Origin of the sequence: Roseomonas indoligenes (assembly GCF_017813365.1) — a bacterium.
Classification (GTDB): domain Bacteria; phylum Pseudomonadota; class Alphaproteobacteria; order Acetobacterales; family Acetobacteraceae; genus Roseomonas; species Roseomonas indoligenes.
Map to the genome: position 1 here is coordinate 16,707 of NZ_JAGIZA010000026.1, position 14,367 is coordinate 31,073.

At 70.9% G+C, this 14,367-nt stretch carries 14 protein-coding genes and 1 riboswitch; all 14 genes read right to left on the minus strand.

The features are described from left to right. Positions 1-128: 128 nt before the first annotated feature. Complete coding sequence (locus J5Y10_RS24945) at positions 129-2,105, minus strand: TonB-dependent receptor plug domain-containing protein (RefSeq protein ID WP_209376846.1); 1,977 nt, start codon at positions 2,103-2,105, stop codon at positions 129-131. A 169-nt stretch (positions 2,106-2,274) separates the two neighbouring features. Beyond that, positions 2,275-2,492, minus strand: a riboswitch (cobalamin riboswitch). Positions 2,493-2,650: 158 nt separating this feature from the next. Then, positions 2,651-3,313, minus strand: coding sequence for a GAF domain-containing protein (locus J5Y10_RS24950; RefSeq protein ID WP_209376847.1), 663 nt, complete (start codon positions 3,311-3,313; stop codon positions 2,651-2,653). Positions 3,314-3,344: 31 nt separating this feature from the next. Further along, positions 3,345-3,620: a hypothetical protein gene (locus J5Y10_RS24955; protein ID WP_209376848.1), complete on the minus strand. Its 276-nt coding sequence runs from the start codon at positions 3,618-3,620 to the stop codon at positions 3,345-3,347. A 166-nt stretch (positions 3,621-3,786) separates the two neighbouring features. Further along, positions 3,787-4,713, minus strand: a complete 927-nt coding sequence (locus J5Y10_RS24960) for an SMP-30/gluconolactonase/LRE family protein (RefSeq protein ID WP_209376849.1) — start codon at positions 4,711-4,713, stop codon at positions 3,787-3,789. 24 nt (positions 4,714-4,737) lie between these two features. After that, positions 4,738-5,475: an ABC transporter ATP-binding protein gene (locus J5Y10_RS24965; RefSeq protein WP_209376850.1), complete on the minus strand. Its 738-nt coding sequence runs from the start codon at positions 5,473-5,475 to the stop codon at positions 4,738-4,740. Then, positions 5,468-6,256, minus strand: coding sequence for an ABC transporter ATP-binding protein (locus tag J5Y10_RS24970; RefSeq protein WP_209376851.1), 789 nt, complete (start codon positions 6,254-6,256; stop codon positions 5,468-5,470). The genes J5Y10_RS24965 and J5Y10_RS24970 overlap by 8 nt, the downstream gene beginning before the upstream one ends. Continuing rightward, positions 6,249-7,238 (minus strand): branched-chain amino acid ABC transporter permease, encoded by a 990-nt coding sequence (locus tag J5Y10_RS24975; RefSeq protein WP_209376852.1) that lies wholly within the window; start codon positions 7,236-7,238, stop codon positions 6,249-6,251. Before J5Y10_RS24975 ends, J5Y10_RS24970 begins: the two co-directional genes overlap by 8 nt. Next, positions 7,231-8,121 carry a branched-chain amino acid ABC transporter permease gene (locus tag J5Y10_RS24980; RefSeq protein ID WP_209376853.1) on the minus strand — a complete coding sequence of 297 codons (891 nt, stop codon included), beginning with the start codon at positions 8,119-8,121 and terminating at the stop codon, positions 7,231-7,233. The genes J5Y10_RS24975 and J5Y10_RS24980 overlap by 8 nt, the downstream gene beginning before the upstream one ends. After that, positions 8,118-9,044 (minus strand): NAD(P)-dependent oxidoreductase, encoded by a 927-nt coding sequence (locus tag J5Y10_RS24985; protein WP_209376854.1) that lies wholly within the window; start codon positions 9,042-9,044, stop codon positions 8,118-8,120. The genes J5Y10_RS24980 and J5Y10_RS24985 overlap by 4 nt, the downstream gene beginning before the upstream one ends. Positions 9,045-9,051: 7 nt before the next feature. Then, on the minus strand, positions 9,052-9,801 hold the full coding sequence (locus J5Y10_RS24990) for an SDR family NAD(P)-dependent oxidoreductase (protein WP_209376855.1): 750 nt from the start codon (positions 9,799-9,801) through the stop codon (positions 9,052-9,054). A gap of 41 nt (positions 9,802-9,842) precedes the next feature. Next, on the minus strand, positions 9,843-11,054 hold the full coding sequence (locus tag J5Y10_RS24995; protein WP_209376856.1) for an ABC transporter substrate-binding protein: 1,212 nt from the start codon (positions 11,052-11,054) through the stop codon (positions 9,843-9,845). A gap of 183 nt (positions 11,055-11,237) precedes the next feature. Next, positions 11,238-12,299: an isocitrate/isopropylmalate dehydrogenase family protein gene (locus J5Y10_RS25000; protein ID WP_209376857.1), complete on the minus strand. Its 1,062-nt coding sequence runs from the start codon at positions 12,297-12,299 to the stop codon at positions 11,238-11,240. Between the two features lie 5 nt (positions 12,300-12,304). Then, complete coding sequence (locus J5Y10_RS25005) at positions 12,305-13,294, minus strand: Bug family tripartite tricarboxylate transporter substrate binding protein (RefSeq protein WP_209376858.1); 990 nt, start codon at positions 13,292-13,294, stop codon at positions 12,305-12,307. Continuing rightward, positions 13,291-14,124: a TauD/TfdA dioxygenase family protein gene (locus J5Y10_RS25010; protein WP_209376859.1), complete on the minus strand. Its 834-nt coding sequence runs from the start codon at positions 14,122-14,124 to the stop codon at positions 13,291-13,293. Before J5Y10_RS25010 ends, J5Y10_RS25005 begins: the two co-directional genes overlap by 4 nt. Positions 14,125-14,367: the final 243 nt, after the last annotated feature.

Here is a 14,367-nt window from a genome sequence, read left to right on the forward strand (position 1 = left end):
GCCCAAAGCGGAGAAAAAGATGATGGTGAGCGGCCCGGGGAGAGGAAGAATTCCTTCCTGCTCTCCCCAGGACAGATCAACAGCAAAGGAGAGATGGCGGGATCAGGGCGCCAGGTGGCGCCCCCCCGTCAGAACGTCCCGCGGATCCCCGCAAGCGCGCTCCGGCCGGGGATAACGAAGCCGTTCGCCGGCTCATAGCGGGAATTGCCGAGGTTCCGGATTTCCACGAAGCCGGCGACCTTCTCGACCACCGGCACCGTCGCGGTCAGGTTGAACACTGTGCCGCCGCGGTTCTTGCCAGGCGTGCCGATGGAGCTGCCGTCGTCGTTGTAGCGGGCGAAGGCGCCTTCGGGCGAGGGCCCGGTATAGACCAGTTCCGGAACCACGGTGATGCGCGCGGCCTGCGGCGCCTCCCACGGCACGGGCGCAGAGAGGCGCGCCGTCAGGCTGGCGAGGTTGCGGGCCCGCCGGGCCAGCGGCTGGTCGTTGGTGGTGTCGCGCGCCTCCTGCACGGTCCAGGTGCCGGTGAAGGAGAGCCAGTCGGCCGGCCGCACCGTCAGGGCGAACTCCCCGCCGCGGATCCGCGCGCGCTCGACATTGAGCAGCGTGGTGAAGCTCGCGTCGTAGTTGATCAGGTTTCTCAGCCGGTTGTCGAAGTACAGCGCCGAGACCGTCGCCCAGGACGTCACGTCCGTCTCGATCCCGGCCTCCCAGGAGAAGCTCTCCTCCGGCTTCAGGTCCGGGTTGCCCTGGAAGAAGCCGGTGATAGTACCGAAGCGCTGGAAGAGCGAGGGGGCCTTGAAGGCGGTGCCGGCCGCGCTCCGCAGGCGGGAGGAGATCTCGGGCAGGGCGAGCACGCCGCCGACCCGCCAGCTCGTGAAGCCGTCATAGTTCTCAGGCGCGTCGTGCCGCAGCCCCGCGGTCAAATCCAGGCGCTCGTACAGCCTGCCCTGGACGGAGGCGTAGCCTGCGGCGGCCCTCTGCGAGGCATCCACGGTCGTGCGGAAGAAGGCCGAACCGTTGGCACTGTCGGCGGTCTCCTTCTCCCACTGGCCACCGAACAGGACCGCCATGTCCGTCAGGGGGCCGGCGCTGGGGAGGCGCACGGTGTTGTCCCAGAACAGGGCCCGCCGGTCGGCACGATAGAGGTCGTCCGCCGTGGCTGTGGGGTTCGCCACGTCCGGCAGGTTGGTGTAGCGCCGCCGGTTCTGGCTGCCGTTGAGCGTCAGGCGGGTGCTCCAGGCGCCGCCGAACAGGTCCGTCGTGCTGCGCAGGTAGCCAAACCAGGACCGGTCCTGGGCAGTGTAGTTGGGGTCGTCGTTCGGTACGTTGTCGAGGCCGAGGGTGTTCTCGCGCCCCCGCACCAGGCCCTCGATCCGGGTGCGGCCCAGCACCTCGCCCGGCACTGTCTCGCCGATGTTCAGGCCGAGCCGCACGGTCCCGATCGCGGAGCGCAGCCCGTCCCGCTCCCCGAGATTCGAGGTGAAGCGGGGCGCCACCGCGTTCGACCCGCGGGTGGACAGGCTCTGGCCGGTGACCTGGTAGTCGAAGGCGCCGACGGTCCCGCCCATGCCGGCGAAGCCGCGCACGGTCGAGTTGCTCCCGCCGGCAGCCTCGAAATAAGGCACCGCGGCGCGGTCGGCCGGGGCGGAGCGGGTGATGAGGTTCACCACGCCGCCGATCGCGGCCGATCCATAGACCGCGGAGACGGGGCCGCGCACCACCTCGATGCGCTCGATGTCGCCCAGCAGCTCGTTGCCGAAGTTGAAGGCGCCGTTGGGGTCCGAAGGGTCGTTGATCGGCACGCCGTTCAGCAGCACCAGCACCTGGCGCGCATTGGTCCCGCGCGCGAAGCCGGAGGCCTGCTGGCCGAGGCCGCCGGACTGCACAAGCCGGAAGCCCGGCACGATCGCCAGGGCCTCGGCCAGGGTGGTGTATCCGTTCTCCTGGATCGTCCGGCGGTCGATCACCGTGACGGAAGCGGGGATGCGGTCCTGCGGCGTCGGGACGCGCGTCGCGGTCACCACCACCTCGGGCACGGTGGCTGGGTTGGTTGTTGTGAGGTCCTGCGCGATGGCTGGTCCCATCGGGGCAAGTACGATCAAGGCAAGGATCCGGCGCTTCATCCGGTGGGCCTCCGTTGCACGGTCCGCGGTTCGCCCCGGCCGATGACTGGCCGGAACGGGCTTGCGTCGTGCTCGCATGACGGAGGCGCGCCGGTTCATTGGCACGCCATGGGTCCGTTTGCGCCGGTGCTCCCCGCCCGGCACGCGCGAGACAACATCTGCGCCGGCCGGTCTCCTGGCTCGCGACGTGGCCGGCGAATGCCGGCCTGACGACCCCGCCTTCTCGCGCCGTTTCCGGCGCAATGGCGTGAGGGACCGTCGTCGTCGCCTACAGTTGCGGGGGCAGCTGCGGATCGGCGGCAGGATCGGCCGCGTCACGCATTCCCGTTTCAGCCCTTCCGGGCCACCGGCGCATGAGGGCGAAACTATGCGAGCCGGGGGCACGGCGTCCAGGCAGGGGGACCGCATCTCCGGGCAGGTGCGGCGGGCGGGCCACATCCCGGGCGGGGTAAAGGGCGGACTCCCGCCCCGGTTCGGCCGGGGTGCGCCACCGGGTCCTTGCGAGACTGGGAGGTGGAGCGGGCCTACTCCTTGCGCTTGGCCAACGCCTCGATCGTCAGGCGGAAGAAGGCCTCGGCGGCGCTGAGGCCTTGTGCCCGCGCATGGGCGTGGAGATCCAGAAGGCCTTTCTCGTCAAAGTGCCCCGGCGCGTGGCGGGCCGGCGCCGCGGGGCTGGCGGGCGCCTGCCGCCCCTTCCGCTCGTCGAGCAGCACCTCGGCACGGCCGGCGAGTTGCAGCATCCGGTCCCCCTGCGAGGAACTCAGCCCCTGCGGGCGGGGAACGGTGTCCACGACGCAGAGCGATCCAACCCGCAGGCCATCGGCCAGCCGGATCGGTGCCCCGGCGTAGAAGCGGACACGCGGCTCGCCCGTGACGAGGGGGTTCCCCGCCGTGCGCGGGTCCTTCGTCAGGTCAGAGATCACCAGCAGCTTCTCGTCGCCGGATGCCAGGGCGCAGACGGCGTGCTCGATGGGCGTTTCCGTCAGGTCGACCCCGACCCGCGCCTTGAACCACTGCCGTCTCCGGTCGAGCAGGCTCATCACGGCGATCGGGGTCTGGCAGAACCCGGCGGCCTCCTGGACCAGCCTGTCGAAGGCGGGCTCGGCCGGCGTGTCCATCACGGCGTACTCGGCCAGGGCGGCCTCTCTGCGGGTCGCGTCTTGGTCAGGATAGGGGCTGGCGGACATGCAGTCGGTACTCTGAAAAAGGGCCGGACATTCAGGACTTATCCTGGACGACGCTCCAGGGACGGCCCGCCGATCCCGTCCTCTCCCGCAGCACCTCGGCGCACAGCGCCGCGATCGCGGCGCGGCCGGACATGCTCTGCACGGCATGCTCGGGCATGGGCGCGTGGGTCAGGACCCGGTCGAGCTGGCTGGCGAGCTCCTCGCGAAGCCGAACGACCGCAGCGTCGTCCAGGCCCCGGAGCATCTCCGAGAGGGCTGCCTTCATCGCCACTCGAAGATCGCCGGCCAGCGCGCCTTTGTCGATCACGCGGCTCTCCGCAGGGCTGTTGGAGCAAGATCGGGGCCGTAGGGGCATCGTCCCGACCAGTAACCGCAACGGCACCTGCCTCGCAAGAGAATGACGGGGGGCGCAACAGACCGTCAGCCCAGGTCCCGAGCAGCAGCCCCCCCTGCCGCCGGCACCAGGGCCGGGATCACCCGGGTTGGTGCAGCCGAAATCCGCGCCTCGGCCAGTCCACCGCGATGAGGCGGCCAGTCCCCGACAGGGTGACGAAGGCTGTCCGCATATCGTCGCCGCCGAAGCAGATATTCGTGCAGTACGACTCCGGCGCAGAATGAAATTCCACCAACTCGCCCGTCGGCGAAATGACGGAGATGCCGGATCGGACCAGCGTCGCGACGCAGATGTTGCCGTCCTCCTCCACCGCCAGGGAGTCGAAGCGCTGGTAGCCGGGCGGCCCGTAGAGGATCCGGCCACCGTTCGGGGAGGGCCATGGCTCCATCCCGACCTCGCCGGGGGCCGTGACGGGATAGGCCCAGAGCCGGCTCGTCTCCGTCTCCGCGACATAGAGCGTGGCACCATCGGGCGAGAGGCCGACGCCGTTCGGCGTCATGGAGGGGAAGATCACCTCCCGGATCAGGCTGCCGTCACAGCGCGCGTAGTAGACGGCGCCACGGTCCATGCTGCGGGCCCGCACCTTGCCCAGGTCCGTGAACCAGAAGCCGCCATGGGCATCGAAGACGATGTCGTTCGGGCCGCTCAGGGGCCTGCCGTCGCATTCCCTGTAGAGAACCTCCGCCTTGCCGGTCGCCAGGTCCACGCGCTCGATCCGGCCGCTCGCATAATCCTCCGCTATGCCGATAGGGCGGAGGTAGCCGTCGGCCTGCTCCAGCCAGCGGAAGCCGCCGTTGTTGCAGACGTAGCAGGCCCCGTCCGGCCCGATCGCAGCCCCGTTGGGGCCGCCGCCCAGGCGCGCCACCACCTCGGCGCGGCCGGAGGGTGCGATCCGCGTCAGGGTTCCGCCCTCGATCTCGACGACCAGCAGGCTTCCATCGGGCAGCCAGACCGGGCCCTCGGGGAAACGCAGCCCGCGCGCCACCTCGCGCCCTATCAGATCCATCCCGCCCCCCTTTCGCGAATGCCGTCACGCCACCACCTCGCCCGCCCCGAGATAGGCGGCGATGGCCTCCTCCATCGCGGCCGGTTCCCGGAGCTCCGCCGCCTCCCGCCGGCCGAGCATCCGGCCGCCCCGCATGAAGTGCACCGCGTCCGACACGCGGACGGTAAGGCGGAAGTTCTGCTCCACCAGGATCATCGCCAGGCCCGTCTCGGCCCGCACCGCCTCCAGCTTCTCGAAAACCCGGCGCACCAGCAGCGGCGCGAGGCCGAGCGAGGGCTCGTCCAGCAGCAGCAGGCGGGGTCCTGCCATCAGCGCGCGGCCGATGGCCAGCATCTGCTGCTCCCCGCCGCTCAGGCGCCAGGCCGGGCTTGCCGCCCGCCCAGCGATTTCCGTGAAGATGCCGAGCACGGTGTCGCGCCGCCGCCGCCGCGTGGCGCCATCCAGGTGGAAGCCGCCGAGGGTGAGGTTCTCGTCCACGGAGAGGTTCGGCACGATCTCCCGCCCCTCCGGCACGTAGACGATGCCCGCGCGGACCAGCGCCCGCGCGTCCCGCACCGTGATGTCCTCGCCCTCCAGCAGCACGCGGCCGGCATACTTCGGCACCAGCCCCGCAATCGCCTTCAGCACTGTGGACTTGCCCGCCCCATTGGCGCCCAGCAGGCCCACCGTGCCGCGCTGGGTCACCACGAGCCCGATGCCGCGCACCGCCGTGGCGGCGCCGTAGCGGACCTCGAGCCCCTCGACCCGGAGCAGCTCAGTCATCGGAATCCCCCAGGTAGACGCGGATCACCTCGGGATCGGCACGGATCTCCGCCGGCGTCCCGCTCGCGATCCGCTGGCCGAAGTTCAGCACGTGGATGCGGTCGCAGAGCTGCATGATCAGGTCCATGTCGTGCTCCACCACCACGATGATCAGCTCCGGCGAGACCAGGCCGCGCAGCACGGCCGTCAGCTGCCGCGTCTCCGCGGGGTTCAGCCCCGCCGCGGGCTCGTCCAGCAGCAGGACGCGCGGGCGGGAGGCGATGGCGCGGGCGATCTCCACCAGGCGCTGCGTGCCGGGCGGCAGGCCGGCGGGGGTGACATCGCTGAAGGCGGCGAGGTCCAGCCGCCGCAGCACGTCCATCGCCGCCGCGCGCGCCTCCGCCCTCTCCGCCCGCCCGCCGGGCAGGGGCAGGAAGGCATCCGCCCAGCCCGAGCGCCCGAGCCGCGCGCGGCCAAACATCACGTTCTCCAGCACGTCCAGTTCGGGGCAGAGCGCCACGTGCTGGAAGCTGCGCGAGAGGCCGGCGCGGGCGCGCCGGGCGGGCGGCATCCGCTCCAGCGACTGCCCGCCGAGGGCGATCCTTCCCTGTTGCGGGCGGTAGAGGCCGGTGAGGCAGTTGAACAGGCTCGTCTTGCCCGCCCCGTTCGGGCCGATCAGCCCGGTGACCTGCCCGGGCCGGAAGTCCATGCTGACCTCCTTCAGCACCCGGTGCCCGCCGAAGGAGAGGGAGACGGCCTCGACCGTCAACTCCGCCGCCGTGGCCGTTACGGCATCAAGCATCCCGCCGCCCTCCGCCGAGCCGGGCGCGCAGCGCGGCCAGGACCTCTGCCGGGCGGTGGCCCAGGGTGACGACGGCCAGCAGCGCCGCGCCGTAGATAATCGGCACCCAGTCCCCCCAGGCCGCGAAGAGCTGGGGCACGAGGGTGATGAAGGCCCCGCCGGCCAGAGCGCCGGCGAGGCCGAGCGACCCGAAGCTCACCACCGTGCCGACGAGCAGGTAGATGGCGGTGGAGAGGGTGAAGCTGTTCGGCGAGACGGTGGAGGCCGCGAAGGCGAGCAGTGCCCCGGCGGTGGACGCGATGGAGGCACTGATCGCGAAGGCGGCCAGGCGCGCATAGCCGCGGGAGAAGCCGAAGGCCTCGGCGGCCCGCGGATGGTCCCGCGCCGTCAGCAGCACCAGCCCCTGCCGGGAGCGCCGGAAGCGGGCAAGCAGCAGCACGACCAGGGCAAGCACGACCAGGGGCAGGTAGTAGCGCTGCAGGTCCACCGACACGCCGGGGATGAGCGGGCGGGCGACATAGAGCCCTTCATACCCGCCGGCGATCGGGCCGAGCTGCAGGATCAGCTCCGGCACCGAGAGCGCGAGCGCCATGGTGGCGATGGCGAGATAGATGCCCGACAGCGCCCGGGACGGCCAGGCGAAGACGATGCCGAGCACCGCGCCGGCAGCGGCGGCCACGGGCAGGCCAATGCCGACGGAGAGGCCCAGCTCCCGTTCCACGATCGCCGTGCAGTAGGCGCCGAAGGCAAGGAAGAAGCTGTGCCCGATCGAGACCTCTCCGCCGTAGCGGAGGAGGAAGCCGACGGAGAGCACGGCCACCGCATTCGCCATGCAAACCCCGACGCTGTAGGTCCAGAAGCCGCCCGCCACCGCGGGGACGAGCGCGAGGACGCCCAGCAGCAGCCAGACCGTCAGGCGGCGCGGCAGAGGCGGCGTCTCGGCAGTGGCCCTGGGGGCCAGCACGCTCACGGCCTCAGGCACGGGATCCCCCGCCGCGCTGGGGCAGGATGCCGCCCGGGAAAAGGTTCAGCGCCACGAGCATGAGGACGAGCAGGAAGGTGGCGCTCAGCTCCGATGTGACGAAGTAGCTGAACAGATTCATCGTGACCCCCACGATCAGCCCGCCGACGATGCTGCCGGGCAGGCTGGAGAAGCCGCCGAGCACCGCCGCGGCGAAGGATTGCAGCATGAAGGACGCGACCGTCGTCGAGCTCAGGAAGGTGCTGGGGATGATGAGCAGCGCCGCCGTGACGCCGAGCCCCGCCGCCACGCCCCAGGCAAGCCCCTGCACGGCGTGGATGTTCAGCCCGCAGACCCGGCTGGCGAAGGCGCTGGTGGAGACGGCGCGGAAGGCGATCCCGACCCGCGTCCGCTCGATCACGAGGAACAGGGCCGCGATCACGATGCCGGAGACGGCCAGCACGGTGATGTCGTAGGAGGTGACGCGGAGCCCGGCCACAGTCGCGCTCCAGTTCGGCACGGGCAGGTCGAGATTGACGATGTCCGCGCCGAACACCACCTGCACCACGCCTTGGAGGACGAGGCTGATGCCGAGGGTCGCAATGGTTCCCCGCAGGTCGGAGGCCTCCGACACCCGCGCGATGAGGCCATAGGCGACGAGTGCCAGCAGGACCACGATCGCGAGCGCGATGAGGACGGCGGCGATCCAGCCGATGCCGCCCCCCGCCTGCGTCAGCCCGTACACGACGAAGCCGGCCAGGGCGGCCAGGTTGCCGTGCGCGAAGTTCACCACCCGCGTCGCCTTAAAGATCATCACCAGCCCCAGCGCGCCCATGGCGTAGAGGCAGCCCGTGACGATCCCCGTCCAGACGAGGGGGAGGAGGTCCTGCAGCAGGTCGCTCATGCGCCGGCGGACTCCGTGGCGGCTGGCTGCGGAACGCCTAGGCGCCCCGCCACCAGCTCCAGCAGGATCGGGAAATACTGGCTGCCCGCGCCCATGCGGACGAGCTCGGCATAGTAGTCGCGCGCCGTCTCCGTCACCCGCGCCCGCACGCCGGTATCCTCGGCCAGCTCCAGCGCGCCCGCCAGGTCCTTCAGCACGTAGGTGGAGGGGAAGGCGCGCTCGGGGTAGCTCTGCGGCAGCATCGCCTTCATCCCGTGGTTGCGCAGCACGAAGCTATCCCCAGACCCGCGGGAGACGGCGTCCAGCAACCGGGCCGGCTCCACCCCCGCGCGCTCGCCGATGGCGATCATCTCGGCCAGGGCCGCGACATGCTCGAAGACGAGAGCGTTGTTGATGAGCTTCACGGCCTGGCCCGTGCCGGTGCCGCCGCAATGCGTCACGTCCGTTGCCATGTAGCCGAGGAGCGGGCGAAGCCGGGCGAAGGTCGCGTCGTCGGCGCCGACCATGATGCTGAGCTCGCCGCGGATCGCCGCCTCCCGTGTGCGGGCGACGGGCGCGTCGGCGAAGCCCATCCCGGCCTCGGCCAGCCGCCGCGCGACCGCCCGGGCGGAGGAGACCGTCGTGGTGCTGAGGTCCACGACGAGCAGGCCGGGCCTGCCATGCCGGAGGATGCCGTCCTCGCCGAGGCAGACCGCCTCCACCTGCGGCGGGCCGGGCAGGGAGAGGAAGACGATGTCCGCCCCCCGCACCGCCTCCGCCACGCCTTCCACGGGCACCGCCCCGGCATCGCGCAGCGCCTCGCGCGCGGCCGGGCTCATGTCGAAGGCGCGCACCTCGCCGGCATGCTTGGTGGCGGTGTTGCGGCACATGGGGCCACCCATGACGCCGAGGCCGATGAAGCCGATGGTCTCTGCTGCGGTCATGCTCGTCTCAATCCATCAACATGCCGCCGTTCACGTCGAGCACGGTTCCCGTGATCCAGTTCGACGCGGGCGAGCAGAGAAACAGGATAGCCTGGGCGATGTCCTCGGGCTGGCCGAAGCGACCGAGCGGGACGCTGCCGTTGGCGGAAGGCGGCGCACGCCCGGTCACGGTCTGCCACATGGGCGTCTCCACCGGGCCGGGCGCGATGGTGTTGGCGAAGATGCCGTGCTGTGCGCCGGACTTCGCCACCCATTTCATCAGCCCGTGCACCGCCGACTTGGCCGAGACATAGGCGGGGCCGGAGGCCACGCCGCCGATCTTCGCCGCGATGGAACCGAGCGCGACGATCTTCCCGCCGCCCGCTTCCACCATGATGGGATAGAGCTTGCGAAGCGGGTTCACCACGCCCATCAGGTTCACATCGAGGATGGAGCGCCACTCGTCATCCTCACTGTCCTGCAGGGGCGTGTTCGCGATCGTGCCGGCGCAGAGGATCAGGGCGTCGATCCGGCCGTGCTCGGCCAGGACGGCGTCGATCATCGCCTCCGTCCCGGCGCGCGAGGTCACGTCGCATTGGGCGAAGGTGACGCCGGGCGCCAGCGCATGAGCCGGCGCGTGCAGGTCCGCCGCCACCACCTTCGCCCCGGCCTCCGCCAGCGCGGCGCAGACAGCCCGCCCGATGCCGCCGGCCCCGCCGGTCACCACGGCCACCCGGCCGTCCATGCGCGGGGGCGCGCTGATCGCGATGCTTGTCATGGATGTCCTGTCTTGGAGGTTCGGTTGGAAGCCGGCGCAGTTCAGGTCGGCAGGTCGAAGGCGGCGGCGGGATAGGGGCGGAATTCTCGGACCAGGTTGAAGGCCCCGCCCTTCGCCTGAATGATGCCTTCCTGCCGCGTGCCGCGATGGTCACCCGGCTGGAAGCTCACGTTGCGCGCGCCGCCGACGGCGGCATTGGTCAGCCCTTCCATCGCCTCGATCAGGTTCTCGCGCGTCAGCGGCTTGCCGCTGTCCAGCAGGCGCTCGAAGCCGGAGGCGAAGAGGGCGGCGTTGCTCCAGCCGTTCAGCCCGAAGACGCCGACCGGGTCGTTCGGCGCGTATTTCCCGACGGATTGCCGGTAGGCCTCCACCTCCGGCTCCGACCCGCCGACGGGGAGCAGCCAGGAGGAGAAATAGGTCCCGTCCAGCAGGTCCGAGGCGAGACGGTAGGTGGAGGGATCGGCGGTGAAGAAGGGCGCGAACCAGGTGGCGTTGTAGCCCCCGCGATTGGCGGAGCGCAGGGCGGCGGCGAGGTTCGCATTGGAGCCGAACATCACCACCCCGTCCGCCCGTGCGCTGATCAGGCGGCGGATCTGCGGGGTGAAGTCGGTGGCCCGCACGTCGAAGGACTGCGACTCCGCCGGCTCCATCTTGCGGGAGGCAAGGTACTTGTCGAAGCCGCGCCTGGCCGAGCGGCCGAGTTCGTCATTCTCCCAGAGCAGCGCCACGCGCTGGAGCTTCAACCCGTCCAGCGCGTACTCGGCATTGGCGGCCGCCGACCAGCCGTAATCCGGCAGTAGCGGGAAGACGTGCTTCTCCGTGAAGAAGGCCGAGGCGCCGCCGATCGGCCCGATCATCGGCAGGCCCTGTTCCCGCGCGTAGGGGATGACCGCGACGCTCGTCGCGGTGCCGACCGGCGCGACGAGGGCGAAGATGCCCTGCTCCTCCACCAGCCGGCGGGTCACGGCGACGCTGCGCGACGGCTCGTAGCCGTCATCCATCGTGGCGTAGCGCACCTGCCAGCCGCGGATCCCGCCATTCTCATTCTTGTATTTGAAGAAGGCGTCGGCCGCCCGGGTGAGGATGGCGTAGAAGGGCACCGGGCCGGTTACGGGCGTGAAGGCGCCGACGGTGATCGTCTTCGAGGCGGCATCGATCCCCGGCGCGGCGCCCTGGGCCAGGGCGGGCCGCGCCAGGGGTGCCACAGCCGCGGCGGCCACGGCGGACAGGAACTGGGCTCTGCTGAGCGTCATGGTCTCGGTTCCTCCGGTGGCCGCATTCTGGCGGCGGCCGATCCCTCTATCCGCCCGGCGCCGTTTCGAGGCCGGGCAAGCTTTGTTCAGATCATCCCGGCCTCGCAGGCCATCGTCAACGAATAATGCATCATGCATCAATATGTGGTGCGGATTTCATCCCGCCGCCGGACGCAGGACAGCTCAGCCCGCGCGGATCCGGGCCGCCAAAGCCTCCGCCGTCGCCACGGTTCCGAGCCGGCCGCCGATATCCCGCGTCGCCTCTCCCGCGCCGATGGCATCGGAGACGGCGTCCTCGATGGCTGCCCCGGCGGCCGCGAAGGCCGCCTGCCTGGTCCGGCGCCCGTGCCAGGAGAGGAGGAGCGCCGCCGAGAGCACCAGCGAGAAGGGATTGGCCACATCCTTTCCGGCGATATCCGGCGCGGAGCCGTGCGCGGCCTGCGCCATCGCGTGCTCCTTCCCCGCATTGAGCGACCCGCCGAGCCCGAGGCTGCCCGACAGCTCCGCCGTAAGGTCGGAAAGGATGTCGCCGAACATGTTCGTGGTCACCACCACATCGAAGCGGCGGGGATCGCGCACGACATGGGCCATCATGGAATCGACCAGCACGGTTTCCATCGCGATCTCCGGAAAGCCGGCGACCACATCGCGGCACGCGCCGAGGAAGAGCCCGTCGGTCACCTTCAGCACGTTCGCCTTGTGCACCACCGTCAGCCGGCGGCCACGGCGCATGGCCAGTTCACAGGCCGCCTCCGCGATGCGGAGGCTGCAGGCGCGGGTGATCCGCCTCAAGGAAATGGCCACCTCCGGGGTCACCAGGATCTCGCCGTTCCCCGCCTCCATGTTGCGGTCGGCGTAGAAGCCCTCCGTGTTCTCCCGCACCACGACGAGGTCGAACTCGCCCACCTTTCCGGGAAGCCCCGCATAGGTCCGGCACGGACGGATGTTCGCGAAGAGGTCCAGGCCCTTGCGGAAGAACTTGGAGGGGTTGATCTCCCCCCGCCGCTCGTCATCGCTCTCCAGGATATCCGCCGGGCCGAGGATCACCCCGTCCACCCCGCGCGCCGCCTCCAGCAGCTCGCCCCGTGCCGTGCTGCCGTGCAGGCGGTGGCTCTCCCGCCCCACCACGTCGTGCCGCAGGTCCAGGGGGAGGGAAAAGCGGCCCCGCGCCGCCTCCAGCACGGCCAGGGTGGCCGCGGTGATCTCGGGGCCGACCCCATCGCCCGGGAGAACCAGGATCCGCATGCCGCTCATTCCATCCTCGCCGCGCTGCTGTGGCGCAGCAACTCGCCCCATCGCCGGGCATCTGTCTCGATCAGCCGGCCCAGGTGCGCGGCCGTGGCCTCGTCGCCGGCCGGGATGCGGCCCATCAGCCCCTCGTAACGGCGCTGCACCTCCGGGTCCTGCAGCCCGGCGGCCAGCGCCGCCTCCCAAGCGGCCCGCACGGGCGCGGGCGCGGCGACGGGCAGCGCCAGGGCGTTCCAGATCTCCAGGTCCAGGCCGCCCAGCCCCACCTCCGCCGCGGTCGGTACGTCCGGCAGCACGGGAAGACGCCGCCCGCCCGTGACGAGAAGCGCCCTTGCCAGGCCGCCACGCGAATTCGGCACGGCGCTGAAGGCCTGCTCGACCAGCACGTCCACCTGCCCGGCCAGCAGGTCGTTCACCGCCGGTGCCCCGCCGCGGTAGGGGATGAGGTCCGCGCGCCCATGCGCGGCGTCCAGGAACTGCAGTGCCGCAAGGTGCATCGTCGAGCCGGCGCCGGAGGTGGCGATCCGCAGATCGCCGCGCCGGGCCCGGCTCACCAGCTCCTCCACGTCGGCGATGCCGGACCGGGCCGAGGCCAGCAGCACCATCGGGTTCGTGCAAACCAGCCCGACGGGCGCGAAGTCCCGGGCGGCATCGAAGCCAGGGCGGCGGTAGAGGTGGCCGTTGACCGAGAAGACCCCGACATGGGCGAAGAGCGCGGCGTGGCCGTCCCCCGCCGCGCGGGCCACGCGCTCCGCCCCGATATTGCCGCCGGCGCCGGTGACGTTCTCCACCACCACGGATTGCCCGAGCCGCGCGCCCATGGGTTCCGCCAGGATCCGAGCCATCACGTCCGTCGTGCCGCCCGCCGCGAAGGGCACGACGAGCGAGATGGGTCGCGATGCGGACCAGGGCGACTGAGCCCGTGCGAGCGCCGGCAGGGAGAGGAGCCCTGCCAGCGCCCCACGCCGCGACGCCCGGACGGCGGAGCTCACGCCGGGCGATCCCCGGCCAGGGTCACGCGGTGCATGATCCGCCGGAAACCGTGGTAATCGTTGACCGGGTTGTGCAGCGCGCAGCGATTGTCCCAGAAGGCGATGGAACCCGGTTCCCAGCGGAAGCGGCAGGTGAACTCCGGCCGGACCTGGTGCTGGAACAGGAATTCCAGCAGCCCCGTGCTCTCCTCCTCCGACATGCCCTCGAAGCGGAGCGTGTGGCCGCCGTTGACGTAGAGGGCCTTGCGCCCGGTCTCCGGATGCGTCCGCACCACCGGGTGCGACGCCTCGAGCACCTTGCGCTCCTCGCCGGCCTTGCGATCCTCGCGCGTCCGCGTCTTCTCCGCCTTGGCGGAGCTGTTCACGGCGCGCAGCGGTTCCAGCATTCGCTTCATGCCATCCGACAGCGCCTCGTAGGCCGCGTAGCCACTGGCGAAGAGCGTGTCGCCGCCATAGGGCGGGATCTCCCGTGCCACCAGGATCGTCGCCATCGGCGGCTGCTCGAGATAGGCGGTGTCGGTGTGCCAGAGGCCACCGAAATTCACCCGCTCGTCCTCCCGCTTGGCGACGGTGATGACCTCCGGCGCCTCCTCCAGCCCCTTGAGGAAGGGATAGTGCACGACGTCCCCGAAGCGGCGCGCGAAGGCGACGAAATCCTTCGGCTCCAGCGGCTGATCGCGGAAGAAGATCACGGAGTGCTCCAGCCACAGATCGCGGATTTCCGCGATGAGGGCATCCGAGGCCTGGGCGAGCGGGCCGGTCCCGTGGATCTCGGCCCCGAGCGCGCCAGCGATGGGCTGGGCAGTGAGCTGCCGCGTGATGATGTTCATGGCTGCGTCTCCAGGAAAGGGTTCCGGCGATGTGTGACCGTCATGGTCATCCTCCGACTTCGCCTTGCGTCCGCCTGGGAAGCGGACCGCGAATGGGGCCGCCGCGGCCGGAACACCTTCCGCCCGGCCGCGCCCGGCCAGGAAGGGGCACCGGTTCCCGGTCCCCCGCACGAGGCGCCGGGTCGCGGTAGAGCCGCACCAGGCACATCGAGCACTCCCCTCCCTCTTAAACGGATGCATAAT